The organism is Roseovarius sp. (assembly GCF_040223625.1).
GTDB lineage: Bacteria > Pseudomonadota > Alphaproteobacteria > Rhodobacterales > Rhodobacteraceae > Roseovarius.
Window position 1 is genome coordinate 24,651 of sequence record NZ_JAVKFX010000006.1, and the last position, 25,439, is coordinate 50,089.

Below are 25,439 nucleotides of genomic sequence, written 5' to 3' on the forward strand. Positions count from 1 at the left end.
ACCCCGGTCCGGCGCATTAACCGGGCGGAAAGGTTCCCGCCCGCATATGTGCGCGAACGGCCCTCGACATGTGCGCAACCCGCCTATGGCGCATATCCGCACAGCATGATAGCGCGCGGGGATGAGCGTTTCCGAAACTCCCCAGCCCGGCCGCGCCTCTATCGGGCGTTTCGAGTTCGTCGCCCTGATGGCGATGCTCGTGGCCACCGTCGCGTTCTCCATCGACGCGATGCTGCCCGCCCTGCCCCGGATCGGCGCGGAACTCACGCCCGACGCGGTCAACCGGGCCCAGCTCGTCGTGGCCTCCTTCCTGCTGGGTCTCGGCTGCGGCACCTTCTTCACCGGCCCGCTTTCCGACAGTTTCGGGCGCAAGCCGGTCATCCTCGCGGGCGCGGCGGTCTATATCACCGGCGCGCTGATGGCGATGATCGCGCCCTCGCTCGAACTGATCGTCGCGGCGCGCATCCTGCAGGGGCTCGGCGCAGCCGCGGCCCGCATCGTCGCGCTCGCCATCATCCGCGACCTCTATGCCGGGCGCGAGATGGCGCGGCTCATTTCCTTCGTGATGATGGTCTTCACCCTCGTCCCCGCCATCGCCCCCCTCGCCGGCAGCGGTGTCATCGCGCTGACCGGCTGGCGCGGCATCTTCGGCATCTTCATCCTCTTCACCATCTGCACCACCCTGTGGATGCTGCTCCGCCTCGCCGAACCCCTGCCCGCCGAACGCCGCCGCCCCTTCCGCCCCCGAGCCCGCTGGTCCGCGGTGAAGGAGGTGCTCTCCTACCGCACCGTCCGCCTGTCGATTGCGGTGCAGATCCTCTGCTTCACCACGCTCTTCTCCTCGATCAGCTCGATCCAGCAGATCTTCAGTGCCACCTTCGATCGCACCGACGATTTCCCCTACTGGTTCTTCGTCATCGCCCTCCTCGCCGGCACCGGCAGCTTCGTCAACGCGGCGCTGGTCATGCGGCTGGGGATGCGTCGGCTGGTCAGCTTCGCGCTCATCTCGCAGGCCTGCTTCACCACGATCACCCTGACACTGTTCCTGATCGGCCTGCCTCCGGGCATCGACTTCGCCGTCTACGTCGCGTGGCAGACCACCGTCTTCTTCCAGGCGGCGCTGACGCTGGGCAACCTCAACGCCCTCGCGATGGAACCGCTGGGCCACATCGCCGGCATGGCCGCCAGCGTCATCGCCAGCATCGGCACGGTCGGCTCGGTGATCCTCACCGTCCCCGTGGGCCTTGCGTTCAACGGCACGCCCCTTCCGCTCTTCACCGGCGTCCTCGCCTGCGTGCTGGGCGGCACCCTGCTGATGCGGAAGCTGGAAAAGATCGAACATCGCGACGGCTGACCCCGCCGCACCCTCCCTGCGCGGCCTCCCGCTGGCCCTCGTCACTTTTTCCGGTATACTGTCGCATACCGTCTTTCCAGAGACGCCGCGATAGTCTATGACGCGCCCAAACGTGTCTTACCCGGATCAAGAGGGATCACCGATGGCCGACAACTCCAATCCCGATATTGTCTACACCAAGGTCGACGAGGCACCCGAGCTTGCCAGCGCCTCGCTTCTGCCGATCATTCAGCGCTTCGCCGCCGCCGCCGGCGTGTCGATCGGCACCCGCGACATCTCGCTGGCCGGCCGCATCCTCGCCACCTTCCCCGACAAGCTGAAGGATGACCAGCGCGTCACCGACGACCTCGCCGAGCTGGGCAAACTGGTGAAACAGCCCGACGCCAATGTCATCAAGCTGCCCAACATCTCGGCCTCCGTGCCCCAGCTCGTCGCCGCCGTGCGCGAGCTTCAGGGCCAGGGCTTCGACATCCCCGACTACCCCGACGACCCCAAGACCGACGAGGAAAAGGAGATCCGCGCCCGCTACGACGCCATCAAGGGCTCGGCCGTGAACCCCGTCCTGCGCGAAGGCAACTCCGACCGCCGCGCCGCCGCCCCGGTCAAGAAATTCGCCCAGAACAACCCGCACCGCATGGGCGAATGGACCTCTGACAGCAAGACGCGCGTCGCCTCCATGTCGGGCAACGACTTCTTTTCAAACGAGAAATCCGCCACCCTCGACAAGGCCGCGACAGCGAAGATCGTCCTTGAAACCGCGGGCGGCGAAACCGTTCTGAAAGACGGCGTCAGCTACCCCGAGGGCACCGTGGTCGACGCCACCTACATGAGCGCCAGCGCCCTCGACGCCTTCCTCGCCGACGAGATCGAGAAGACCAAGGCCGAAGGCGTGCTCTTCTCGCTGCACATGAAGGCCACGATGATGAAGGTCTCCGACCCGATCATCTTCGGCCACGCGGTCAAGCAATGGCTGAAGCCCGTCTTCGACAAGTACGGCGACGAGATGAAGGCGGCCGGCGTCAACCCGAATTCCGGGCTTGGCGACCTGCTGGAACGGGTCAAGGACAAGCCGGAAATCCTTGAAGCCATTGAGAAAACCCGCGACACCCGCCCGCCCATGTACATGGTCGACAGCGACCGCGGCATCACCAACCTGCACGTCCCCTCCGACGTGATCATCGACGCCTCGATGCCCGCCCTTATCCGCTCGGGCGGCAAGGGCTGGGGCCCGGACAACAAGGAACATGACGCGGTCTGCGTGATCCCCGACAGCTCCTACGCGCCGGTCTATGACGAGACGATCAAGTTCTTCAAAGCCAACGGAAAACTGAACCCAGCCACCGCCGGCACGGTGCAGAATCTCGGCCTGATGGCCCAGAAGGCCGAGGAATACGGCTCCCACCCCACCACCTTCGAGATCCCGGAGGACGGGACCGTGAAGATGGTGCTGGAAGACGGCACGGTGCTGCATGAGCACAGCGTTGAAAAAGGCGATATCTGGCGCTCCGCCTCGACCCGCAAGGCGCCGATCGAGGACTGGGTGAACCTCGCCATCGAACGGCAGAAGGCCACCGGCTACCGCGCGATCTTCTGGCTCGACGAAAACCGCGCCCACGATGCCGAGCTGATCCGCTTCGTGAAGCCGATCCTCGAAGCCAAGGGCGTGGCCGACAAGTTCGAGATCATGCCCCCGCGCGAGGCCACCCGCGCCAGCCTCGAGACCATCACCAAGGGCGAGAACACCATCGCCATCACCGGCAACGTGCTGCGCGACTACCTGACCGACCTGTTCCCGATCCTCGAACTGGCCACCTCGGCCAAGATGCTGTCGATCGTCAAGCTGATGAACGGCGGCGGGCTGTTCGAGACGGGCGCCGGCGGCTCGGCGCCGAAACACGTGCAGCAGTTGCAGGCGGAAAACCACCTGCGCTGGGACAGCCTGGGCGAGTTCTGCGCGCTTGGCGAAAGCTTCAAGTTCCTGGGCGATTCCCGCAACAACGCCCGCGCCCGCGTGCTTGGCGAAACCGTCGAGACCGCCACGCAGGGCATCCTCGATCACGGCCGCTCGCCCAGCCGCAAGGTGGGCGAGCCCGACAACCGAGACAGCCACTACTGGTTCGCCCGCTACTGGGCCGAGGCACTGGCCGCGCAATCCGACGATGCCGCCCTGGCCGAGGAGTTCGGGCCGATCGCCAAGGCATTGGCGGAAAACGAGGAAAAGATCACCGGCGAACTGGCCGCCGTTCAGGGCAAGCCGGCCGACACGGGCGGCTATTACCACCCCGATGACAAGAAGCTCGCCTCGGTCATGCGGCCGAGCGAGACGCTGAACGCGATCATGGGGTAACGGCCCCTTCCCCTTGCAAGACGGGCCGTCCTGGGTCATCCCCAAGGCGGCCCGTATTCTTTTGCGGGCACCCTTGCCGAGGAGCATGACATGTCGAAGATCAAGGTAGACAACCCCGTGGTCGAGATGGACGGCGACGAGATGACCCGAATCATGTGGGATTTCATCAAGCAGAAGCTGATCCTGCCCTATCTGGATATCGACCTGCTCTATTACGACCTCGGGATCGAGAACCGGGATGCGACGAGCGACCAGGTCACCATCGACGCCGCCGAGAAAACCAAGGAGGTGGGCGTCGCCGTCAAATGCGCCACCATCACCCCGGATGAAGCGCGGGTCGAGGAGTTCGGCCTCAAGGAGATGTGGCGCAGCCCGAACGGCACGATCCGCAACATCCTGGGAGGCGTGGTGTTCCGGGCGCCGATCATCTGCCGCAACGTGCCGCGCCTCGTGCCGGGCTGGACCAAGCCCATCGTGATCGGCCGTCACGCCTACGGAGACCAGTACCGCGCGACGGATATCAAGTTTCCCGGCCCCGGCAAGCTGAGCCTCAAGTTCGTGGGCGATGACGGCGAGGTGATCGAGAAGGAGGTGTTCGACGCCCCCACCTCGGGCGTCTACATGGGCATGTACAACCTCGACGACTCGATCCGCGATTTCGCGCGGGCCTCGATGAATTACGCCCTTTCGATGGGCTGGCCGCTCTACCTGTCGACCAAGAATACCATTTTGAAACAATATGATGGCCAGTTCCTTCTGCTGTTCGAAGAGGTGTTCGAGACCGAGTTCAAGGACAAGTTCGAGGAGGCCGGGATCACCTATGAGCACCGGCTGATCGACGACATGGTCGCCTGTGCGATGAAGTGGAGCGGAGGGTTCGTCTGGGCGTGCAAGAACTACGATGGCGACGTGCAGTCGGACACCGTGGCGCAGGGCTTCGGATCGCTGGGCCTGATGACCTCGCAGCTGATGACGCCCGATGGCAAGATCGTCGAGGCCGAGGCCGCGCATGGGACCGTCACCCGCCACTACCGCCAGCACCAGAAGGGCGAGGCGACCTCGACCAACTCGATCGCCTCGATCTATGCCTGGACGGGCGGGCTCAAGCACCGGGCCAAGCTGGACGGCAACGAGGCGCTGATGAGTTTCGCCACCACGCTGGAACGGGTCATCGTCGAGACGGTGGAATCAGGGTCGATGACCAAGGACCTCGCCCTGCTGGTGGGGCCCGATCAGGGCTGGCTGACCACCATCGGCTTCCTCGAAAAGATCGACGAAAACCTCGACAAGGCGCTGGCGGGCTAGGCACCCCGGCGCTCTTGGTGGCAGGAAGGGCTCAGGCGGCAGGGGCGCGCGGCGGCGTCGCTTGACCCCGCCGTGAAACCCCTGCGATATGGGCGGGAATTCCCATCCCGACACCCAGGTGCGCCCCATGCTGAAAGTCTACCTCATCCTGCTGCTGGCCGTTCTCTGCGAAGGCGTGGGTTCCACCTGTCTGCAGGCATCGCAGCAATTCACCCGCTTCTGGCCCTCGGTGGGCGTGGTGGCGGGGTTCGGCTCGGCCTTCTACCTGATGATGATCGTGCTGAAATACATGCCGCTGGGCATCACCTACGCGATCTGGTCGGGGCTGGGGATCTGTCTGACCGCCTTCCTGGGCTGGCTGTTCTTCAAGCAGGGGGTCGATCTTCCCGCGATCCTCGGCATGGCGCTGATCGTGGCCGGCATCGTGGTGATCAACCTGTATTCGAAAACCGCCACCCACTGAGCTCGCTCAGGATCCGCGATTGTGGGTTTTGGCGTACATCTCGGCGATCATCCGGCTGGCCGTCTTCTCGAACAGGCAGGGGATGATGGCGTGGACCAGCGCGCAGAACCCGGCGGCGAACAGCCTGACGCTGAACTTGCCGGCAAAACCCGCGTGTTCGAGATAGGTTTCATTCACGCTGCGGGGGTGGTCGAGAAAGGTTTTCGTGATCATCGCATGCTCCTGTCTGCACCGGTTTCCTTGCCATATGTTTAACGCGGCGCGCCGTGGCAGTTTTCCCATTCTCGCCAAGAACCGGATTGATTTTGGGATGCTATCCCAATTACCCTGCTTATCATGAGCGAAATTGACGATATCGACCGACGCATCCTGACCGAGCTCCAGCGCAACGCCGACCTGCCGCTCGACCAGCTGGGCGAGCGGGTGGGCCTGTCGCGCAACGCCTGCTGGCGGCGGGTCAAGGCGATGGAGGCGGCGGGGATCATCCGGAGACGCGTGGCGCTTCTGGATGCGGAAAAGCTGGGCTTCGGGCTGACGGTGTTCATGCAGATCAAGGCCGCGGCGCATGATGCCGACTGGCTGGAGCGGTTCGCGCGGGCCACGAAGACCATGCCGGAGGTGCAGGCGGTCTACCGGATGACGGGCGAGCTCGACTACCTGATCCGGGCCCGTGTGGCGGATATGAAGGGCTATGACCGGCTGTACCAGAGGCTGGTGGCGAAGGTGCCGATGGGGGATGTGTCGGCCTCCTTCGTGATGGAGGAGATCAAGGAGACGACGGAATTGCCGCTGTGACGGCAGGATCCCGGCGAATCGGGGTTAACGCGTTGAAACGGCGGAATTTCCGGTTTCGGTATCGCGTCGGTCAAACGTCGGTATTTTGTCGGTGTTCTTGACCGGCACCGGGCCCGGAGGGCCGGGGTTAACCGGGCGGGCGTTGCGTTTTTGCGGCGACGAGGCCCCGGATCGGGGTCCGGGGCGGGGAGCGGCTCAGGAGGCCTCTTCGGTCGCGGGGCCCATACGGTCGAACATGTCGATATCGCGCACGGTGATCGTGCCGGTGATGATGATATAGGCGAGGATCGACCAGATCACCGCCGAGATCCCCGTCACGATCAGCGCCTTCTTCTTCAGGTGATGCTTCTCCGGCGAGCCGGAATGGGTGCCCGGCACCACCTCGCCCGCCTCTCCCTGTGTCTGGATGCGCAGGGGCAGCACGACGAGGAAGGTCATGAACCAGACCACCATGAACAGGACGATGCCCGAGGCGATGCCCATCAGACCTGCTCCAGTTCCACGAGGCAGCCGTTGAAATCCTTCGGGTGCAGGAACAGCACCGGCTTGCCATGCGCCCCGATCTTCGGCTCTCCCGATCCAAGAACGCGGGCGCCGGTCTCTTTCAGGTGGTCACGCGCGGCGAGGATGTCGTCGACCTCGTAGCAGACATGGTGAATACCGCCCGACGGGTTCTTGTCGAGAAAGCCCTTGATCGGGCTGTCCTCGCCCAGCGGGTAGAGCAGCTCGATCTTGGTGTTGGGCAGTTCGATGAAGATGACGGTGACGCCGTGATCGGGTTCGTCCTGCGGTTCGCCCACATTGGCGCCGAGCGCGGTGCGGTACTGGTCGGCCGCGGCCTCGAGGTCGGGCACGGCGATGGCGACATGGTTCAGGCGTCCGATCATGGGGGCATCCTTCGGGCTGGTTGGCTGGGGCCGTTATGCCGGGGCCGCGGGGCGCGTGCAAGCGGCAGGACAGCGCACCCCCCCCCGCCCGCCCGGTGGCGCTTAACCCTTCGTTAGGCGTGATGTCCTAGCGTGAGTCGCATCGCAGCAAGGGAGCAGCCGATGACAACGCCCGACAGTTTCCGCAGCCAGACCCGGCCGACGGCCAGCCGCCCGCTTCTGGGCATGACCATCCTGGTGGTCGAGGACAGCCGTTATACCTGTGAGACCCTGCGCCTGATGTGCCTGCGAAGCGGCGCGCGGATCAGGCGGGCGGATTGCCTCGCCTCGGCGCGGCGGCACCTGAAGGTGTACCGGCCCTCGGCGGCGATCATCGACATGGGGCTGCCCGATGGCTCGGGGCTCGACCTGATCGACGAGCTGGCCCGCGCGGTGCCGCGGGTGGGCGTGCTGCTCGGGCTGAGCGGCGATGACCGGGCCGAGACGGAGGCGCTGGCAGCCGGCGCGGACGGGTTCCTCGCCAAGCCGCTCGACAGCCTGGCCACGTTCCAGGAGACGATCCTGTCGGCCCTGCCCCCCGACGCGGTGCCCAGCGGCCCGCGCGCGGTGGCGCAGGAGGCGGTCAGCCCGGACCGGGTGGCGTTCTGCGATGACATGTCCCACGTGGCGACCCTGCTGGAACAGCGGCAGGACGGGCCGACCATCGATTACGTGGTGCAGTTCCTCGGCGGCGTGGCACGCTCGGCCCGGGATCACACGCTGGAACGCGCGGCAAGCGACCTCGCCCGCAGCCGGTGCCAGGGCGATCCGCAGCGCGAGAAGGTGGCGCGGCTGATGCAGATGGTGCATGCCCGGATCGAGAGCCGGGCTGCGATCTGAGGCGTGGCGAGGCAGCCGGGTCTGGCGGGCGCGGCATGGTTGGACGGACCGGGAGCCGAAAACGCTGGCCCGGAGGGCCATGGCGGGCCAGCCGGGCGCGGCTACTTCAGCGAAGGGTCCGAGCCGGCGCGCACAAGGCGGGTGAGATCGCTCAGCCGTTCCTTCTGGTGCCCCTCGGCGTCGAAATTCGATGGCGAAAGCCAGGCGCGGAATGCCTCTTCCAGCGCGGGCCACTCCTTGTCGATCACGGCGAACCACGCGGTGTCACGGTTGCGGCCCTTGACCACGGTGGCCTGCCGGAACACGCCCTCGTAGGTAAAGCCCAGCCGCTGGGCCGCGCGGCGCGAGGGGCGGTTCAGCGCATCGCATTTCCATTCGTAGCGGCGATAGCCCGCCTCGAAGGCCCATTTCATCATCAGGTACATGGCATCGGTCGCGGCCCGCGTGCGCTGAAGCTGGGGCGACATGGCGATGAAGCCCACCTCGATCGAGCCCGCCGCCGGCTGCATCCGCAGGTAGGAGGCGAAGCCGCCATAGGTGCCGCTGGCCTTGTCGCGGATGGCGTGAAACAGGATATCGTCGCGCTGCGTGGCGCCGCGCATCCAGCGGTGGAACTGCGCGGCCGAGGCGAAGGGGCCGTCGGGCATGTAATCCCAGACCTCGTCATGCCCGTCGAACGCCTTGTAGAGCAGGGCGGCATGACGGTCGGCGTCGAGCGCCTCGAGCTCGGCATAGCGCCCGTCCATCGCCTCTCCCTGCGGCAGGGGTGGCGGTGTCCAGTCGGGAACGGCCGGCCCCAGTGGCCGCGCATCTTGCATCGGATTGCCCTCTTCTGCCTGCGTTTTGGGGGCAGAATAGGCCCGCCGCGCGGAAATTGGAAAGGAAAACGCGACCGGCTGGCTGGCGGGTCACGCGGGACGCGCGCCTGCCGCGCGCGTCAGAGGATCAGCTTCGGGTCCGCCCCCAGCTCGACCCCCGGAAAGACGCTGCGCTCGATCAGCCCGGTGTCGAGCCCGAAGAGCTGCCGCATCATCCAGCCGGCATGGGCGCGCACGTCGCGGGTGGGCATCAGGTCGCGCCGGTCGTAGAGGTCGGCCTCGGCCAGTCCCGGCCAGTCGCCCAGCACCCGGCCGCCGCGCAGCGCCCCGCCGGCAAAGAGCACCGCGCCGCCGGTGCCGTGATCGGTGCCGCCGGTGCCGTTGGCGCGCGCGGTGCGGCCGAACTCGGTCATGGCGACGACGGCTGTCTTTTCCCAGACCGGGCCCAGCGCCTCGCGCAGGGCGAAGATGTTGTCGGAGAGGTCCGTCAGCGTCCGCGGCAGGCGCCTCGACTGGTTGGAATGGGTGTCGAACCCGTTGACCGACCACGCCGCGATGCGGGTGTCGGCGCGCAGCCGGCCGGCGGCGAAGCGGGCGATCTCGTCAAGCCCGCCCTTCTTGCCGGCGCCGGTCATGCTGTTCTGCATGGCGCCCATCATGCCGGAACTGTCGAGCGCCTCGTCCTCATCGTCAGACGCAGCGGCCATGCCGAGGCTGATCTGCGACAGCGCAATCGCCTCGGCGGTGGCGTCGCGGAATAGCGGGTCGTCATGCATGACCATGTCGAGCAGCTTCTCCGCCTGCGGGCTGAGCGGCAGGGCGGCGTCGGGCGACCAGTTGGACACGTCCGCCTTGCCGCGGGTCAGCAGCATGTCGGAGCGGCCGATGGCATAGGCGGTCTCGGCCTCGGCGCCGGGAAGCCCCTGCAGCAGGCGGTTGAGCCAGCCGTCGCGATCCTGCGCGCGGTCGAGCGAGGCGGTGCCCGCCTCGAGGATGTCCTGCCCGTCGAAATGGCTGCGCTTGTCGCGGTAGGGGGTCGAGACGGCCTGGGCAAAGCCCAGCTCGCCGGCCTTCCAGAGCGGCATGAGCGGCGCCAGCGCCGGGTGCAGCGCGTAGAACCCGTCGAGGTCGAGCTCGCCCGGCACGGCGCCGTCGAGCAGGCGGCCGCGATAGCTGTCGAACTCGGGCGCGCCATAGGGGCGCACGGCGTCGAGCCCGTCGAGCCCGCCGCGCAGGATGAGCACGACCAGCCGGTTCTCGCCCGGCGCGCTGGCCATGGTCACCGGCGTCACCAGCGGGCTGGCCGCGAGCGAACAGCCGAGCGCCACGGACCGGGTCAGGAACAGGCGGCGGGAGAGGGTCTGGCGGGTCATGGCAACGGTCCTTGCTACATGCGCTGGAAGGCGGGGGAGGCCAGCACGATGCCGATCCCCTCGGCCCGGGTTTCGGCGGCGCGGGCGGCGAAGCGCACCTCTTCCGGCACGCGGCGGCCAAGGGCGGTCTCGACGAAGTCGCGCGGGTCGGGCAAGGCGCGGCGCAGCTCGTAGGGGACGGTCATGCTCCAGATCAGCCGGGCCGACAGGCGCTGCGGCGTGATCCACTCGGCGTCCTGCTCTGTCCAGCCGTCGGGTCCGGCGGGGCGGCCCCAGTCCTGCCCCATCAGCTGCAGCGGCGTGAAGAACATCTTGCGCATCGGCCCGTATTTCCCCGCCGGCATGGCGCGCGGCACGACGTCGAGCGCGCGCAGGCTGGAGCCTATGAAATCCACCGGCTGCTTGATGTTGCCGGGCTGGTCGGCCCATGCGGCGGGATGTTCGAGCATCGCGGCATAGACCTCGGGCAGGCTGCCGTCGGTGTCGGCATATCGCGCGGCCATGGCATCGACGAGCCCCTCGTCGGGCCGGTCGGAGACGAAATGCACCGCCAGCTTGCGGGCGATGTGCCGGGCGGTGGCCGGATGGCGGGCGAGATCCTCGAAGGCGGCGTAGATATCCTCGAGCCGGGCCTTCTTGCCGCCGTATTCCACCGACAACACGGTTTCGGCGCCGGGCTCGGCCTGGTTGGGGCGGAATTCGAACCCGGTCTTCATGCGGTAGCTCAGCCCGGTCAGCAGCTCGGCCAGTTGCCGCACGTCGGCCTGGGTATAGGGGCCGTCGACCCCGAGCGTGTGCAGCTCCAGCATCTCGCGGGCGAGGTTCTCGTTCAGGCCGCCGAGTTTCTCGTTCTTCTCGGTCGCCCGGCTGTTCGGCCCCGACGAGCGCGCCTGGTCGAGATAGCGCAGCATCACCGGGTGGGTCGCCGAGGCGCGCAGCAGGTCGGCAAAGCGGCCGGCGACATGGGGGCGGATCGCCTCCTCGGCATAGGTGACATGGCTGAACCGCAGCGGGCCGCCCTGTTCGAAGGCGGTGAAATGGTCCGACCAGAAGGCCACGAGCCGCTCGCGGAACCCGTCCTCGGTCAGCGCGCGGCGCAGCATGGTGCTGGCGAACCAGCGGCTTCCGTCGCGGGTCATCTCGCGTGTGACCTTCTTCCGGGCCGTCAGCTTTTTCTCTAGCTCGGCCTCGGTCTTCGCCGCCTTCTGGGCCTTGCGCGCCGCGCGGATCGCCACGTAATGCGCCACCGCCGCCTGAAAGCCGGGAACGGGGAAGGCCTCGGCCGCGCGGTCGCGGCCCGAGAGCTGCGACAGCATCGCCTCGGCGCTTTCAGGGGGGGGCGATGCGCGGCGACAATCCGCATCCAAAGCGGATGGCCGCGCGTTCGGGATCAAAGCTCATGGGCAGGGCTCGGAAAAGGGCGAAATGTCGGGTCTTACATAGCATGGAACGCGCGGCGTTTCACCTTCCGTCGCAGCTTTGTGAGGGCTGACGCGGCGGCGTGCGGAACTCCGCCGAAGGCTCTGCGTTGGTACGTTTTTGACATAATGCAAGGGACCCAGACATGCCGTCGATCTACGATGCCATCCAGGATGACCACGACACCCACCGCAAGCTGCTGGACCGGATCGCCGATACCTCCGGCGACAGCGAGGAGCGCCGCAAGGCGTGGACCACCTTCTACGAGGACGTGAAATCGCACGCCGCCGCCGAGGAGGAGACGTTCTATTCCAAGCTGATGAACAAGACCTGGGGCCAGGATGCCGCGCGTCATTCCGTGCACGAGCATCAGCAGATGGACGATATCCTGGAAGAGCTGAACGAGAAGGACATGTCATCCTCGGGGTGGCTGCAGCGCTTCGAGACGCTGAAGCACGATTACGAGCATCATATGGACGAGGAGGAGGAAGACGTCTTCGCCCGCGCCAGGGAGGTTTTCGACGCGGGCGAGGACGAGGCGTTCGGCGACCGCTTCCTCAAGCGCAAGAAAGAGGAGCGCGGGCTGATCGAGGAGAAGCGCGAGGACAGCCTGGAGGATTGACCCCGCAGTCGCGATCTATTCCTGCGGAATGACCCGCAACCCCAGCTCCATCAGCTGATCCGAGGTCGGCTCGGACGGTGCGTTCATCATCAGATCTTCGGCGCGCTGGTTCATCGGGAACATGATGACCTCGCGGATATTCGAGGTGCCCGCCAGCAGCATGACGATGCGGTCGATGCCCGCCGCGCAGCCGCCGTGCGGGGGCGCGCCGTACTGGAAGGCGTTGACGAGGGCGCCGAAGCGTTTGCGCACCTCGGCCTCGTCATAGCCGGCCAGTTCGAAGGCCTTGAACATGATCTCCGGTTTGTGGTTGCGGATGGCGCCCGAGACGATCTCGTAGCCATTGCAGGCAAGGTCGTACTGGTAGCCCTTGACGGCGAGCGGGTCGCCCTCGAGCGCCTCCATCCCGCCCTGCGGCATCGAGAAGGGGTTGTGCTCGAAGTCGATGGCGCCGGTCTCCTCGTCCTTCTCGTAGATCGGGAAGTCGACGATCCAGGCGAAGGCGAAGCGGTTCTGTTCGGTGAGGTTCAGCTCCTCGCCGATCACGTCGCGGGCCTTGCCGGCGACGCGCTCGAAGGCCGAGGGCTTGCCGCCGAGGAAGAAGGCGGCATCGCCCACGCCGAGACCCAGCTGTTCGCGGATGGCTTCAGTGCGCTCGGGGCCGATATTCTTGGCCAGCGGGCCGGCCGCTTCCATCCCCTCGCCCTGGTCGCGCCAGAAGATGTAGCCCATCCCCGGCAGGCCCTCTTTCTGGGCGAAGCTGTTCATCCGGTCGCAGAACTTGCGGCTGCCGCCCGTGGGCGCCGGGATGGCGCGGATTGCGGTGCCGTCCTGTTCCAAGAGCTTGGCGAAGATGGCGAAGCCCGAGCCGCGGAAATGCTCGGAGACGTCCTGCATCTCGATCGGGTTGCGCAGGTCGGGCTTGTCGGTGCCGTATTTGAGCGCCGCTTCCTTGTAGGGGATCTGCGGCCAGCTGGACGGGTCGTCGACCTTGGCGCCTTGCCCATGCTCCTCGAACACGCCCGCGATGACGGGCGAGATGGTGTCGAACACGTCCTGCTGGGTGACGAAGCTCATTTCCATGTCGAGCTGGTAGAAATCGGTGGGCGAGCGGTCGGCACGCGGGTCCTCGTCGCGGAAGCACGGCGCGATCTGGAAATACTTGTCGAAGCCCGACATCATGATCAGCTGCTTGAACTGCTGCGGGGCCTGCGGCAGGGCGTAGAATTTCCCCGGGTGCAGGCGCGAGGGCACGAGGAAGTCGCGCGCGCCCTCGGGCGAGGAGGCGGTGATGATCGGCGTCTGGAACTCGCGGAAATCCTTCTCCCACATGCGGCGGCGGAAGGAGGCGACCACGTCGGAGCGCAGCGTCATGTTGCGCTGCATCGCCTCGCGGCGGAGGTCGAGGTAGCGATAGCGAAGGCGGGTTTCCTCGGGGTATTCCTGGTCGCCGAAGACGATGAGGGGCAGTTCGGCCGCGGCGCCCAGCACCTCGATGTCGCGGATATAGACCTCGATCTCGCCGGTGGTGATGCGCGGGTTGATCAGGCTCTCGTCGCGCGCCTTCACCTCGCCGTCGATGCGGATGCACCATTCCGAGCGCACCTTTTCGACCTGCGAGAACACCGCGCTGTCGGGATCACAGAGCACCTGGGTCATGCCGTAATGGTCGCGCAAGTCGATGAACAGAACGCCGCCATGATCTCGGATGCGGTTCACCCAGCCCGACAGGCGGACGGTCTCGCCCACGTTCGACTTGGTCAGTTCTGCGCAGGTGTGGCTGCGGAATGCGTGCATGATACCCTCTCACCGGGCCCGGGCGGCCCTTGCTCTCGATCCGCGCCGATACACATGGCCGGGGCGGCAAAGTCAAGGGGCGCTGCCCGGCCAGCCGCCACAGAAAGGTTGCAAAATCGTTTACAGGTACATGATTTTCGGCGAAAATACCGGATAGCGAGCAGAAAGCCGGGGGAACCGGATGTTTTTGGGCAGGTTTTACTACATCGCGCCAGGGCGCCGTGGGTGGGCGCAGATCCGCAAGACCAAGATGGGGTGAAACATGTGGGACAAGATTTTCGATGGGTTTCTCACCCATCTCATGCATGTCGGCGATTTTCGGCTTACCTTTCCTGACGGCACGACACGGCGCTATGGCGACGGGACCGGCAAGCCGATCTCGGTCACGCTGCACGACCCGACCCTGCCCCGGAAAATCATCATGTCGCCCGACATGGCGGTGGGCGAGGCCTATATGGACGCGCGCCTGACCATCGAGAACGACGACCTGTCCGGCTTCCTCGAACTGGCCATCCGCAACGTCGGCATGCAGGGCGACCCGTGGTTCCGCAAGCCGCTGGCGCTCGGGCGGCACATGATGCGCTACCTGCAGCAATTCAACCCCGTGGGCCGGTCGCGCGCCAACGTGGCGCATCACTATGACCTGTCGGGCGAGCTTTACGACCTGTTCCTCGATGCCGACCGGCAGTATTCCTGTGCCTATTTCAGCCGCCCCGACATGACGCTCGAGGAGGCACAGGCGGCCAAGAAGCACCATATCGCCGGCAAGCTGCTGATCGAGCCGGGGATGAAGGTGCTGGATATCGGCTGCGGCTGGGGCGGCATGGGCCTGACGCTGGCGCGCGATTACGGCGCCGAGGTCACCGGCGTGACCCTCTCGACCGAGCAGTACAACATGGCCAACCGGCGCGCCGAGGAGGCCGGGCTGGCCGACCGCTGCAAGTTCGAGCTGATGGATTACCGCGACGTGAAGGGCCAGTTCGACCGGATCGTCTCGGTCGGCATGTTCGAACATGTGGGCATTCCGCATTACGAGGAATATTTCCGGAATGTCCGGGAGCTTCTGAAGGATGACGGCATCGCGCTGATCCACACGATCGGCCGGTCCGACCCGCCGGGCACCACCAGCCCGTGGATCCTGAAATACATCTTCCCCGGCGGCTACTGCCCGGCCCTGTCGGAGGCGATGCGGCCGATCGAGAACCAGGACCTGTTCGCCACAGATGTCGAGGTCTGGCGCCTGCATTACGCCGAGACGCTGCGCCACTGGCACGACCGGTTCATGGCCAATATCGACCGCGCGCGGGAGCTGTATGACGAGCGGTTCTGCCGGATGTGGCGCTATTACCTGATCGCCTGCGAGATGACGTTCCGCCACAACCGGCAGGTGGTGTTCCAGTTCCAGCTCACCAAGCAGCAGGACGCGGTGCCGCTGACGCGGGATTACCTGTATTGCCCGGACGAGAAGGACGGGAAAGACGAGAAGGACGACCTGCGCCACGCGGCGGAGTAGCGCCACGCGTCGCGCCCTTGCAGGCGCGCCTCGTGAGACCTGTTCACAGCCCCCGCCACGGAGGCGCGGGGCCCAAGGGCGTGGCCGCAAAATGGCCATCCGGGCGCGCTTGGGCGATCCCCCTTGCACAGAGGCGCGTGATGGATATAACCGCCAACAATTTGCGCTGCCCCGGGGAAAGAAAATGCCGAAGAGAACCGATATCTCGTCCATCATGATCATCGGCGCCGGTCCCATCATCATCGGGCAGGCCTGCGAGTTCGACTATTCCGGCGCACAGGCCTGCAAGGCCCTGCGCGAGGAAGGCTACCGGGTGATCCTGGTGAACTCGAACCCCGCCACGATCATGACCGATCCGGGCCTGGCCGACGCCACCTATATCGAGCCGATCACGCCCGAGGTGGTGGCCCGCATCATCGAGAAGGAACGCCCCGACGCCCTGCTGCCCACCATGGGCGGGCAGACCGGGCTGAACACCGCCCTGGCCGTTGCCGATATGGGCGTTCTGGACAAGTTCGGGGTCGAGCTGATCGGCGCCAACCGCGAGGCCATCGAGATGGCCGAGGACCGCAAGCTCTTCCGCGAGGCGATGGACCGGCTGGGCATCGAGAACCCCGCCGCGACGATCGCCAACAATTTCGAAGAGGCGATGGCGGCGCTGGATACCGTGGGCCTGCCGGCGATCATCCGCCCTGCCTACACGTTGGGCGGCACCGGCGGGGGCGTGGCCTATAACCGCGACGATTACGAATATTACTGCAAGTCGGGGCTCGATGCCTCACCCGTCAGCCAGATCCTGATCGACGAATCGCTTCTGGGCTGGAAGGAGTACGAGATGGAGGTCGTCCGCGACAAGGCGGACAACGCGATCATCGTCTGCTCGATCGAAAACGTCGATCCGATGGGCGTGCATACCGGCGATTCGATCACCGTGGCCCCGGCGCTGACGCTGACCGACAAGGAATACCAGATCATGCGCAACGGCAGCATCGCCGTGCTGCGCGAGATCGGGGTCGAGACTGGCGGCTCGAACGTGCAATGGGCGATCAACCCCGATGACGGCCGGATGGTCGTGATCGAGATGAACCCGCGCGTGTCGCGCTCCTCGGCGCTGGCGTCGAAGGCCACGGGTTTCCCCATCGCCAAGATCGCCGCCAAGCTGGCCGTGGGCTACACGCTCGATGAGTTGGACAACGACATCACCAAGGTGACGCCCGCCAGCTTCGAGCCCACCATCGACTATGTCGTCACCAAGATCCCGAAATTCGCCTTCGAGAAGTTCCCGGGCTCGCAGCCCTACCTCACCACCGCGATGAAATCGGTGGGCGAGGCGATGGCGATTGGCCGCACCATCCACGAATCGCTGCAAAAGGCGCTGGCCTCGATGGAATCGGGCCTGACCGGCTTCGACGAGGTCGAGATCGAGGGCGCGCCGGAAGAGGCCGCCGTGATCAAGGCGCTCAGCCTGCAGACACCGGACCGGATGCGCACCATCGCCCAGGCGATGCGCCACGGGCTGTCGGATGACGCGATTTTCAACGCCACCAAGTACGACCCCTGGTTCCTGGCCCGCATCCGCGAGATCGTCGAGGCCGAGGAGCGGGTGCGCAAGGACGGCCTGCCAGTCGACGAGGACGGGCTGCGGTCGCTCAAGATGATGGGCTTTACCGATGCCCGGCTCGCCGCCCTCACGGGCCGGACCGAGGGGCAGGTGCGCCGGGCGCGCCATGCGCTGAACGTCACCGCCGTCTTCAAGCGGATCGACACCTGCGCGGCCGAATTCGAGGCGCAGACCCCCTACATGTATTCCACCTACGAGGCCCCGATGATGGGCGAGGTGGAATGCGAGGCGCGGCCCAGTGACCGCAAGAAGGTGGTTATCCTCGGCGGCGGGCCGAACCGGATCGGGCAGGGGATCGAGTTCGATTACTGCTGCTGTCACGCCTGTTTCGCGCTGACCGATGCGGGTTACGAGACGATCATGATCAACTGCAACCCCGAGACCGTGTCGACCGACTACGACACCTCGGACCGGCTCTATTTCGAGCCGCTCACCTTCGAGCACGTGATGGAGATCCTGCGGGTCGAGCAGGAGAACGGCACGCTGCACGGGGTGATCGTGCAGTTCGGCGGGCAGACGCCGCTGAAGCTGGCCAATGACCTCGAGGCCGAGGGCATCCCGATCCTGGGCACCTCGCCCGACGCCATCGACCTTGCGGAAGATCGCGAGCGGTTTCAGGCGCTGGTCAACAAGCTGGGGCTGCGGCAGCCGAAGAACGGCATTGCCTCGAGCGACAAACAGGCGCTGGAGATTGCCGACAGCATCGGCTTCCCGCTGGTGATCCGCCCCTCCTACGTGCTGGGCGGCCGGGCGATGGAGATCGTCCGCGACATGGCCCATCTGGAGCGGTACATCAAGGAAGCGGTCGTGGTCTCGGGCAAGAGCCCGGTGCTGCTGGATGGCTACCTGTCGGGCGCCATCGAATGCGATGTGGACGCGCTCTGCGACGGCACGCGGGTGCACGTGGCGGGCATCATGCAGCATATCGAGGAGGCGGGCGTGCACTCGGGCGATTCAGCCTGCTCGCTACCGCCGTATTCACTGGCGCAGGACACGATCGACGAGATCAAGCGCCAGACCGAGGCGCTGGCGCTGGAGCTGGGCGTGCGCGGGCTGATGAACGTGCAGTTCGCCGTGAAGGAAGGCGAGATCTTCCTGATCGAGGTGAACCCCCGCGCCAGCCGTACCGTGCCCTTCGTCGCCAAGGCGACCGACAGTGCCATCGCCTCCATCGCCGCGCGGCTGATGGCGGGCGAGACGCTCGATGCCTTCCCCAACCGCGGCCCCTACCCCGCCGATGCCAAGCCCGGCAGCCTGCCCATGGCCGACCAGATGACGCTGGCCGACCCGGCGATGCCGTGGTTCTCGGTCAAGGAAGCGGTGATGCCGTTTGCCCGCTTCCCCGGTGTCGACACCATCCTCGGGCCGGAAATGCGCTCGACCGGCGAGGTGATGGGCTGGGACGTGTCCTTCCCCCGCGCCTTCCTCAAGGCGCAGATGGGCGCGGGCGCGGTGCTGCCCGAAAGCGGCAAGGTGTTCTTCTCGATCAAGGATGCCGACAAGACGCCGCAACTGGTCGAGACCGCGCAGACGCTGGTGGACATGGGTTTCGAGATCGTGGCGACCCGCGGCACCGCGGCCTTCCTCGAAGGGCACGAGATCGCCTGCGAGGTGGTCAACAAGGTCTACGAGGGACGGCCCGACGTGGTCGACATGCTCAAGGATGGGCAGATCGCGCTGGTGATGAACACCACCGAGGGCGCGCAGGCGGTCGAGGACAGCCGCGAGATTCGCTCGGTTGCGCTCTACGACAAGATCCCCTACTACACGACCGCCGCCGCCGCCCATGCCGCCGCCATGGCCATGAAGGCCCGCGACGAGGGCGATCTTGTGGTAATGGCGCTACAGGGGCCCGGCAAGACCGCCGCTTGACGCGACGGCACTAAAAACGCAAGCCCTTGCGAACACAGTATTTTTTGGCGTTATCCACAGCCATGACCGGCGGTCTGGGCGGGTATGCGGGAATTGCATAGATTTTAATCTTCATTTCTGTTGCGCGAATCCGCTTGCGCCTTATATGCGGGCTATGAGCCGCAGCGTAACGCGACTCGGACCTGACCCACTCTAGACCCAGGAGGCTGGACATGACCCGCGATGAACTGAACCGCGAACTTCGTATGCATAGTGCCACCTGGCAGTCGGTTGTGCTGGTATACGGTCTGCTCGTCGGTACGCTGGTGCTCTCGGCAATGGCCATCACCGCATAAAGGCAGGACGGGCGCTTCCTCCGCGCCCGGGACCACGCTCTTCACAACCGAAAAGGCGCCGGGCGGTATCTACCGCGCGGCGTTTGTAGTTTGACACCCCGGACGGCATCGTGCTGTCCCCCGTTCCGGGAAGGAAGCTGAGAATGACACGTGACGAACTGAACCGCGAACTGCGCATGCACAGCGCAACCTGGCAATCGGTGGTGATCGTCTATGGCCTCATCGTGGCGTCGATGGTGGGCTCTGCCATGTGGATCATCGGCTGACGATCAGCAAAAATCTGGTACTGAATGCGAAACGGCGGAGGGGTGACCCTCCGCCGTTCTTGCTTGTGTCAGGCCGTCAGCGTCAGCCGCTTTTCTCGGTATCGCTGCCCTCGACCTTCTCGTCGCCCGGGTCGATCTTGGCCGAGGCCGCATCGCCCACGTTGTCGACGCCCCGCTCTTCCAGCAGCGTGGTGAGCCAGTCGGGGTCCATCTCGGGCACCGAGCTGAGCAGCAGGTCGGTATAGGGGTGGTGCGGGGGCGTGAACATGTCGTCCTTGGGCCCCTGCTCGACCACCTTGCCGTGCTGCATCACCACCACCTCGTCGGCGATCGACCGCACGGTGGCAAGGTCGTGGGTGATGAACATGTAGGCCAGGTTCAGCTCGTTCTGCAGCCGGTCGAGCAGCTTCAGGATGCCCTCCGCCACAAGCTGGTCGAGCGCCGATGTCACCTCGTCGCAGACGATGAAGGTGGGTTCCGCCGCCAGCGCCCGGGCGATGCCGATCCGCTGCTTCTGCCCGCCCGACAGCTCTGGCGGGAAGCGGTTGTAGAACTTCGACGGTTCCAGCTCGATCAGGTCGAGCAATTCGTCCACCCGGTTCTTGAGCGCCGCGCCGGACAGGCCCGAATAGAACTGCGCCGGCCGGCCGATGATCTCGGAGATCCGCACCTTGGGGTTCAGCGCCGTGCCGGCCATCTGGTAGATCATCTGGCACTGGCGCAACTGGTCGCGGCTGCGGTCCTTGTAGGAGGGCGGGAAAGGCTCTCCCTTGAACAGCACCTGCCCCTTGGACGGGGGCAGCAGCCCGGTGATCACCCGCGCGGTGGTCGACTTGCCGGAACCGGATTCGCCCACGACCGCCACGGTCATGCCCTCGTAGATGTCGAAGGACACGTCATCCAGCACCTTGGCCCCGCCGGTATAGGAGGCGTCGATATTCTGCACCGAGATGAGCGGCGTGGCGTCCTTGGGCCGGTACTTCTGATCCCGCTTGAAGCTGCGGACGGCCCAGAGCGACTTGGTATAGTCCTCCTTCGGGCTTTCCAGCATCTCCTTGGTGGGCGCCTCCTCGACCTCCTCGCCCTTCAGCAGCACCTTGATCGTGTCGGCCATCTGCGCCACGACCGCAAGGTCGTGGGTGATGTAGATCGCGGCGGTGTTGAACTGGTCGACGATGTCGCGGATGGCCGCGAGCACCTCGATCTGGGTGGTCACGTCAAGCGCGGTGGTCGGCTCGTCGAAGATGATCAGGTCGGGCCGGCAGGACATGGCCATCGCCGTCATCGCCCGCTGAAGCTGCCCGCCCGACACCTGGTGCGGGTAGCGGAAGCCGATCTCCTCGGGGTTGGGAAGGCGCAGGCGGCGGTAAAGCTCCACCGCGTCCTCCTGCGCCTCCATCCGTTTCTTGATGCGGTATTGCACCGGCGCTTCGGTGTGCTGGTCGATCAGCTTGTGCGCCGGGTTGAACGAGGCCGCCGCCGATTGCGCCACGTAGGCGATCCGCGAGCCCCGAAGGGCGCGCTTCTCGCTTTCGCTGGCGGTGGTCAGCTCCATCCCGTCGAACTCGATCGAGCCGTCGGAGATGCGCGTGCCGTCACGGGCATAGCCCATGGCGGCCGCGCCGATGGTGGATTTGCCGGCACCGGATTCCCCGATCAAGCCCATCACCTCGCCGCGGTGGAGGGTCAGGTCGACCCCCTTGATGATGTCGATCCACGTCTCGTCCGTGTAGCCCTGGATCTTCAGGTCCCGGATCTTGAGAAGGACATCGCTTTCCTTGAACTTGGTCGCCATTGTTATCTCTCCTTCAGGCCCGAGGACCGGAACAGCATCCAGTCGACCACGAAGTTGACCGCCACCGTCAGCAGCGCGATGGCTGCCGCCGGTATGAGCGGCGTTATGTCTCCGAACGAGATCAGGGTCGCGTTCTCACGCACCATCGAGCCCCAGTCCGCCGTGGGCGGCTGGATGCCGAGGCCGAGGAACGACAGGCCCGCCACCAGCAGGAACACGAAGCAGAATTCCAGCCCGAACTCGGCCACCAGGGGGGCGGTCGAGTTGGGCAGGATTTCCTTGCGGATGAGGTACCACGTGCCCTCGCCCCGCAGCTTCGCCGCCTCGATATAGTCCATCACCACGACGTTGCCCGCCACCGCCCGTGTCAGGCGGAAGACGCGCGGCGCGTAGATGATGGCCACGGCAACGATGATCACGATGATCTGCGGCCCGAAGATCGACAGCATCAGCAGCGCGAAGATCAGCGACGGGATCGACATGATCACGTCGGCGAACCGGCCCATGAACTGGTCGAACCAGCCGCCCTTGGTGGCCGCCAGAAGCCCGGCGAGCGCCCCGAAGAAGAACGCCGCCAGCGTCGCCGACAGGGCCAGCCCGACCGAGTTGCGCGTGCCATAGACGATCCGGCTGAACATGTCGCGGCCCAGCTGGTCGGCGCCGAGCAGCATGTTCTCGTCGGCCGGCGCAAAGGCCGAGGCGATCACCTGTGCCTCGCCATAGGGCGCGATCAGCGGGGCGAAGATGCCCATCACCGCGTAGGTGAAGATGACGAACATCCCGAAGGCCGCCGTCAGCGGCGCGGTGCGCAGCTCCTTGGCCATCTCTTCCGAGGCCAGCGCGATCAGGAACTCGCGGAAGGCATAGGACACCATCGCCGCCAGACCCAGGACGCCGGCACAGATGGCCACCCCCCGAAGCGCGCCCGTGCCGCCGATGATCCCCAGAACGAAGGACACCAGCGTCAGCGAGAACAGCAGCAGGAAGGCCGCTCTCTTGTTGAAGTAAGCTGCAAGGCAGGAACCGCCCAGAAGCAGCGTGTAATATCCGATTACAAACCAGCTCATGTAACTGCCCCCTTACTTCGGATGCCGCAGACGCGGGTTGGTGAGAATGGCGCCCACATCGGCTGCGAGATTGAGCAGGATGAAGGTGGCCGCGAAGATCAGGCAGCAGGCCTGGACGACCGGGAAGTCACGCTTCGACACCGCGTCGACAAGCGCCTGCCCGATGCCGGGATAGACATAGACCACCTCGACCAGAACCACGCCGGTGATCAGGTAGGCGAGGTTCAGCGCGACCACGTTGATGATCGGCGCCCAGGCGTTCGGCAGGGCGTGCTTGACGATCACCCGCCACGGCGGCGCGCCCTTGAGGCGGGCCATCTCGATATAGGGAGAGGCCAGCAGGTTGATGATCGCCGCCCGCGTCATCCGCATCATGTGCGCCATCACCACCAGCACCAGCGTCAGCGCCGGCAGGAACGTGCGCTCGAGAAGCTGGAGGAAGGACATCCCCTCGCTCAGGCTCGAGATCGCCGGGAACATGCCCCAGGTGACCGCGAAGTAGAGGATCAGGATGTAGCCCAGGAAGAATTCCGGCGACGAGATGAACGACAGCGAGACCACGTTGGCCACGCGGTCGAAGATCGAGTTGCGCAGCAGCGCCACGATCACGCCGAGGACGATCGAGACCGGCACCGCGATGACCGCGGCATAGGCCGCGAGGAAGAGCGTGTTCATGAATCGGTCGCTGATCGTGCGGGCGACGGATTCGCCGGTGACGATCGAGTTGCCGAAGTCGAACATGACGGCCCCGCTGAGCCAGTCGAGATACCGTATGATCGCCGGCTGATCGAGCCCCATCTCCCGGCGCAGCGCGCGCAGGTTCTCTTCCGTGGCCCCCTGGCCGAGCACGGCCTGGGCGATGTCGCCCGGCAGCAATTCGACCATGAAGAAAATGATGACCGAGATGATCAGTAGAATGATCAGCCCCAGCCCGAGCCGTCTTCCAACGAGCCCAAGTATGTCTCCCATCTGTCCCTCCTGCTGTTGCCCCGTGGTCCCGCGCTCATGGCTGTCCGGGTGGCCGGGTATACAGATATTTTTGGCCGTGGCGGGCTGGGTATGACTATGTGAATGACCCGCCTCGGCTGTGGGTCCGGGCCGGGGCGTGGCGCCTTGGCCCGGACGGTGAAGCCCCGGCGCATCTGCGCCGGGGCCGGTCGTGTCGTTCTAGCCTTCGAACCACCAGCGGCTGCAGGCGCGGGCGCCGTCCATCTGCCAGCTCGGGGCAAGATCCTCGCCATGCTTGACGTTCTTGCGGCGGGCATAGACGAAATCCGGGAAGAACGGGATGACGGTGCCGCCATCGTCCTTCGCCAGGATCGCCATCTCGCGGTACATCTCGGCCCGCTTGGTGTCGTCGATCTCCGACTTGGCCATCCGCAGCAGCTCGTTGAACCGCTCGTTCTGCCAGTGGCTTTCGTTCCAGGCCGCGTCGTCCTTGTAGGCCAGCGAGTACATCACGTCCGGCGTCGGACGCGCGCCCCACTGCACGCAGCACCACGGCTTCTTGAGCCAGACGTCGGAATAGTACCCGTCGTTCGGCTCGCGCTTGACCTTGATATTGATGCCGGCCGCCTTGGCGTGTTCGGCATAGAGCACGCACATGTCGACCGAACCCGAGAAGACCGAGTCGGCGACGCTGATCTCGACGGTGAGGTCTTCCATCCCCGCCTTCTTCAGCAGCGACTTGGCCTGGTCGGGGTCATACGGGCGCTGTTCGATATCCTCGGGCCAGTAGGGCATGGCCGGCGAATGGTGGAAATCGTTGCCCATCGTGGCCGTGCCGAAGACGATCTTGTCGATGATGTCCTGCCGGTCGATCGACAGTTTCAGCGCGTTGCGCACGTCGACATTGTCGAACGGCGCCACGTCGCAGAACATCGGCATGGTGATCGCGGCGGCCGAGGCGACCTGGTCGATCTCGATGTTCGGGTCGCGCTGCAGCAGGGCGAGCGTCTTCAGCTCGATCTGCGTGACGGCATCGAGATCGCCGGTGACCAGCGCGGTCTGGCGCGCGTTGGGGTCGTTGAGCACGGTCACGGTGACGCTGTCGAAATAGGCGCCTTCCAGGTGCCAGTCCTCGTGCCGCTCGAACTCGTAGCTGACGCCGAACTCGGCATTGTTGAGCTTGTAGGGGCCACAGCCGTCGCCCGATTTCCAGTCGATCGAGCCGTCCTCGTTCGCCGGGCAGATGGCCAGGTGATAGTCGGTCATCAGCCACGGCAGGTCGGCGTTGCCCGAGGCCAGCTTGAAGGTGATCGAGCCGTCGCCGTTGTCGACGATATCCTCGACATCCGTCAGCAGCGCGGTCGCCGCCGAGGTGCTGTCTTCGCCGCGGTGGTGGTTCATCGAGGCGATCACGTCATTGGCCGTGACCTTGTTGCCGGAATGGAACGTGGCGTCCCCGTTCAGCTTGAAGGTCCACTCCTTCGCGTCCTCGGTGGCCGACCATTCGGTCGCCACGTCCGGCCCGAGCGAGCCATCGGGCTCGATCAGGGTCAGGTAGCTGCGGAAGGTATGCGCGACCTGGATCATCGAGAACGAAAGGTAGGTGCCCGGGTCATGCGTGTCGGAGGTGTTGCCGTCATGGGCGCCGAGGCGGAAATGGCCGCCGCTTTGCGGCTCGGCTTTGGCAGAGGTGGTCCAGAGGCCGGTCGCGGCCGAGGCGGTCATCCCCGCGGCCAGCGAATAGTTCATGAACGAGCGGCGGGAAATCTTGCCTTCGCGGGCAGCATCCGCAAGCCGGTCGATCATCATCTGATCGGGTTTCTTTGTCATATCTTCTCCCTGGTATGTCGTCTTGTTGGACTTCTTCCCGGTCGATGCCGGGTTATTCTTGGTCATTCTGGTCCGGTGCCTTCCCCCATGCCGCAAAGGGCATATCGTTCAGAGGCCGTACGAAGACCGGATT

Annotated in this window: 22 protein-coding genes; 11 read left to right on the forward strand and 11 right to left on the reverse strand. The window is 65.6% G+C overall.

The window, feature by feature from the left end; all coding sequences use genetic code 11:
* Positions 1-121 precede the first annotated feature (121 nt).
* From RLN94_RS01695 to RLN94_RS01710, 4 genes are all read left to right on the forward strand, one after another.
* On the forward strand, positions 122-1,354 hold the full coding sequence (locus RLN94_RS01695; RefSeq protein WP_350131028.1) for an MFS transporter: 1,233 nt from the start codon (positions 122-124) through the stop codon (positions 1,352-1,354).
* A 142-nt stretch (positions 1,355-1,496) separates the two neighbouring features.
* Entirely contained in the window at positions 1,497-3,701 is a 2,205-nt protein-coding gene (locus RLN94_RS01700; protein WP_350131029.1) for an NADP-dependent isocitrate dehydrogenase, read from the forward strand.
* 90 nt (positions 3,702-3,791) lie between these two features.
* Positions 3,792-5,006: an NADP-dependent isocitrate dehydrogenase gene (locus tag RLN94_RS01705; RefSeq protein ID WP_350131030.1), complete on the forward strand. Its 1,215-nt coding sequence runs from the start codon at positions 3,792-3,794 to the stop codon at positions 5,004-5,006.
* A 127-nt stretch (positions 5,007-5,133) separates the two neighbouring features.
* Positions 5,134-5,469, forward strand: a complete 336-nt coding sequence (locus RLN94_RS01710) for an SMR family transporter (RefSeq protein ID WP_350131031.1) — start codon at positions 5,134-5,136, stop codon at positions 5,467-5,469.
* 6 nt (positions 5,470-5,475) lie between these two features.
* Here RLN94_RS01710 and RLN94_RS01715 read toward each other — a convergent pair whose 3' ends face one another.
* Positions 5,476-5,682, reverse strand: a complete 207-nt coding sequence (locus RLN94_RS01715; protein ID WP_350131032.1) for a DUF6356 family protein — start codon at positions 5,680-5,682, stop codon at positions 5,476-5,478.
* Between the two features lie 123 nt (positions 5,683-5,805).
* Here RLN94_RS01715 and RLN94_RS01720 point away from each other — a divergent pair, with 123 nt between their 5' ends.
* Entirely contained in the window at positions 5,806-6,264 is a 459-nt protein-coding gene (locus tag RLN94_RS01720; RefSeq protein ID WP_350131033.1) for an Lrp/AsnC family transcriptional regulator, read from the forward strand.
* A 195-nt stretch (positions 6,265-6,459) separates the two neighbouring features.
* Here the strand turns inward: RLN94_RS01720 and RLN94_RS01725 are convergent, their stop codons facing one another.
* Together RLN94_RS01725 and mce are read right to left on the reverse strand one after the other, a co-directional pair.
* Positions 6,460-6,747 (reverse strand): DUF1467 family protein, encoded by a 288-nt coding sequence (locus tag RLN94_RS01725; protein WP_350131034.1) that lies wholly within the window; start codon positions 6,745-6,747, stop codon positions 6,460-6,462.
* Positions 6,747-7,151 carry a methylmalonyl-CoA epimerase gene (mce, locus tag RLN94_RS01730; protein ID WP_350131035.1) on the reverse strand — a complete coding sequence of 135 codons (405 nt, stop codon included), beginning with the start codon at positions 7,149-7,151 and terminating at the stop codon, positions 6,747-6,749. The genes RLN94_RS01725 and mce overlap by 1 nt, the downstream gene beginning before the upstream one ends.
* Before the next feature lie 162 nt (positions 7,152-7,313).
* Here mce and RLN94_RS01735 point away from each other — a divergent pair, with 162 nt between their 5' ends.
* Positions 7,314-8,030, forward strand: coding sequence for a response regulator (locus tag RLN94_RS01735; protein WP_350131036.1), 717 nt, complete (start codon positions 7,314-7,316; stop codon positions 8,028-8,030).
* A gap of 101 nt (positions 8,031-8,131) precedes the next feature.
* On the opposite strand, the gene RLN94_RS01740 is transcribed toward RLN94_RS01735, so the two are convergent.
* From RLN94_RS01740 to RLN94_RS01750, 3 genes are all read right to left on the reverse strand, one after another.
* Positions 8,132-8,848 (reverse strand): GNAT family N-acetyltransferase, encoded by a 717-nt coding sequence (locus RLN94_RS01740; protein ID WP_350131037.1) that lies wholly within the window; start codon positions 8,846-8,848, stop codon positions 8,132-8,134.
* A 119-nt stretch (positions 8,849-8,967) separates the two neighbouring features.
* A complete protein-coding gene (locus RLN94_RS01745) occupies positions 8,968-10,221 on the reverse strand; it encodes a DUF1501 domain-containing protein (RefSeq protein ID WP_350131038.1) in 1,254 nt (417 codons plus the stop codon).
* A gap of 14 nt (positions 10,222-10,235) precedes the next feature.
* On the reverse strand, positions 10,236-11,537 hold the full coding sequence (locus tag RLN94_RS01750; protein ID WP_350131039.1) for a DUF1800 domain-containing protein: 1,302 nt from the start codon (positions 11,535-11,537) through the stop codon (positions 10,236-10,238).
* Between the two features lie 248 nt (positions 11,538-11,785).
* Between RLN94_RS01750 and RLN94_RS01755 the strand changes: the two genes are divergently transcribed.
* Complete coding sequence (locus RLN94_RS01755; protein WP_350131040.1) at positions 11,786-12,262, forward strand: hemerythrin domain-containing protein; 477 nt, start codon at positions 11,786-11,788, stop codon at positions 12,260-12,262.
* Between the two features lie 15 nt (positions 12,263-12,277).
* Here the strand turns inward: RLN94_RS01755 and aspS are convergent, their stop codons facing one another.
* Positions 12,278-14,059, reverse strand: coding sequence for an aspartate--tRNA ligase (aspS, locus tag RLN94_RS01760; protein WP_350131041.1), 1,782 nt, complete (start codon positions 14,057-14,059; stop codon positions 12,278-12,280).
* Positions 14,060-14,321: 262 nt separating this feature from the next.
* On the opposite strand from aspS, the gene RLN94_RS01765 reads away from it, so the two are divergent.
* From RLN94_RS01765 to RLN94_RS01780, 4 genes are all read left to right on the forward strand, one after another.
* A complete protein-coding gene (locus RLN94_RS01765) occupies positions 14,322-15,572 on the forward strand; it encodes a class I SAM-dependent methyltransferase (protein ID WP_350131042.1) in 1,251 nt (416 codons plus the stop codon).
* 184 nt (positions 15,573-15,756) lie between these two features.
* Positions 15,757-19,065, forward strand: coding sequence for a carbamoyl-phosphate synthase large subunit (carB, locus tag RLN94_RS01770; protein ID WP_350158833.1), 3,309 nt, complete (start codon positions 15,757-15,759; stop codon positions 19,063-19,065).
* A gap of 212 nt (positions 19,066-19,277) precedes the next feature.
* Entirely contained in the window at positions 19,278-19,400 is a 123-nt protein-coding gene (locus RLN94_RS01775; RefSeq protein WP_300895694.1) for a hypothetical protein, read from the forward strand.
* A 143-nt stretch (positions 19,401-19,543) separates the two neighbouring features.
* Positions 19,544-19,666: a hypothetical protein gene (locus RLN94_RS01780; protein ID WP_350131044.1), complete on the forward strand. Its 123-nt coding sequence runs from the start codon at positions 19,544-19,546 to the stop codon at positions 19,664-19,666.
* A gap of 82 nt (positions 19,667-19,748) precedes the next feature.
* Here the strand turns inward: RLN94_RS01780 and RLN94_RS01785 are convergent, their stop codons facing one another.
* From RLN94_RS01785 to RLN94_RS01800, 4 genes are all read right to left on the reverse strand, one after another.
* Positions 19,749-21,461 carry an ABC transporter ATP-binding protein gene (locus RLN94_RS01785; RefSeq protein ID WP_350168455.1) on the reverse strand — a complete coding sequence of 571 codons (1,713 nt, stop codon included), beginning with the start codon at positions 21,459-21,461 and terminating at the stop codon, positions 19,749-19,751.
* A 2-nt stretch (positions 21,462-21,463) separates the two neighbouring features.
* Entirely contained in the window at positions 21,464-22,528 is a 1,065-nt protein-coding gene (locus RLN94_RS01790; protein WP_350131046.1) for an ABC transporter permease, read from the reverse strand.
* Positions 22,529-22,540: 12 nt separating this feature from the next.
* Positions 22,541-23,497, reverse strand: a complete 957-nt coding sequence (locus tag RLN94_RS01795; protein ID WP_350131047.1) for an ABC transporter permease — start codon at positions 23,495-23,497, stop codon at positions 22,541-22,543.
* Between the two features lie 198 nt (positions 23,498-23,695).
* Positions 23,696-25,306 (reverse strand): ABC transporter substrate-binding protein, encoded by a 1,611-nt coding sequence (locus RLN94_RS01800; protein WP_350131048.1) that lies wholly within the window; start codon positions 25,304-25,306, stop codon positions 23,696-23,698.
* Positions 25,307-25,439 lie beyond the last annotated feature (133 nt).

Bases quoted from the DNA above. Each gene is read 5' to 3' on its own strand.
- RLN94_RS01695 (WP_350131028.1), top strand. From the start codon at position 122: ATGAGCGTTTCCGAAACTCCCCAGCCCGGCCGCGCCTCTATCGGGCGT.
- RLN94_RS01700 (WP_350131029.1), top strand. From the start codon at position 1,497: ATGGCCGACAACTCCAATCCCGATATTGTCTACACCAAGGTCGACGAG.
- RLN94_RS01705 (WP_350131030.1), top strand. From the start codon at position 3,792: ATGTCGAAGATCAAGGTAGACAACCCCGTGGTCGAGATGGACGGCGAC.
- RLN94_RS01710 (WP_350131031.1), top strand. From the start codon at position 5,134: ATGCTGAAAGTCTACCTCATCCTGCTGCTGGCCGTTCTCTGCGAAGGC.
- RLN94_RS01715 (WP_350131032.1), bottom strand. From the start codon at position 5,682: ATGATCACGAAAACCTTTCTCGACCACCCCCGCAGCGTGAATGAAACC.
- RLN94_RS01720 (WP_350131033.1), top strand. From the start codon at position 5,806: ATGAGCGAAATTGACGATATCGACCGACGCATCCTGACCGAGCTCCAG.
- RLN94_RS01725 (WP_350131034.1), bottom strand. From the start codon at position 6,747: ATGGGCATCGCCTCGGGCATCGTCCTGTTCATGGTGGTCTGGTTCATG.
- mce (WP_350131035.1), bottom strand. From the start codon at position 7,151: ATGATCGGACGCCTGAACCATGTCGCCATCGCCGTGCCCGACCTCGAG.
- RLN94_RS01735 (WP_350131036.1), top strand. From the start codon at position 7,314: ATGACAACGCCCGACAGTTTCCGCAGCCAGACCCGGCCGACGGCCAGC.
- RLN94_RS01740 (WP_350131037.1), bottom strand. From the start codon at position 8,848: ATGCAAGATGCGCGGCCACTGGGGCCGGCCGTTCCCGACTGGACACCG.
- RLN94_RS01745 (WP_350131038.1), bottom strand. From the start codon at position 10,221: ATGACCCGCCAGACCCTCTCCCGCCGCCTGTTCCTGACCCGGTCCGTG.
- RLN94_RS01750 (WP_350131039.1), bottom strand. From the start codon at position 11,537: ATGCTGTCGCAGCTCTCGGGCCGCGACCGCGCGGCCGAGGCCTTCCCC.
- RLN94_RS01755 (WP_350131040.1), top strand. From the start codon at position 11,786: ATGCCGTCGATCTACGATGCCATCCAGGATGACCACGACACCCACCGC.
- aspS (WP_350131041.1), bottom strand. From the start codon at position 14,059: ATGCACGCATTCCGCAGCCACACCTGCGCAGAACTGACCAAGTCGAAC.
- RLN94_RS01765 (WP_350131042.1), top strand. From the start codon at position 14,322: ATGTGGGACAAGATTTTCGATGGGTTTCTCACCCATCTCATGCATGTC.
- carB (WP_350158833.1), top strand. From the start codon at position 15,757: ATGCCGAAGAGAACCGATATCTCGTCCATCATGATCATCGGCGCCGGT.
- RLN94_RS01775 (WP_300895694.1), top strand. From the start codon at position 19,278: ATGACCCGCGATGAACTGAACCGCGAACTTCGTATGCATAGTGCCACC.
- RLN94_RS01780 (WP_350131044.1), top strand. From the start codon at position 19,544: ATGACACGTGACGAACTGAACCGCGAACTGCGCATGCACAGCGCAACC.
- RLN94_RS01785 (WP_350168455.1), bottom strand. From the start codon at position 21,461: ATGGCGACCAAGTTCAAGGAAAGCGATGTCCTTCTCAAGATCCGGGAC.
- RLN94_RS01790 (WP_350131046.1), bottom strand. From the start codon at position 22,528: ATGAGCTGGTTTGTAATCGGATATTACACGCTGCTTCTGGGCGGTTCC.
- RLN94_RS01795 (WP_350131047.1), bottom strand. From the start codon at position 23,497: ATGGGAGACATACTTGGGCTCGTTGGAAGACGGCTCGGGCTGGGGCTG.
- RLN94_RS01800 (WP_350131048.1), bottom strand. From the start codon at position 25,306: ATGACAAAGAAACCCGATCAGATGATGATCGACCGGCTTGCGGATGCT.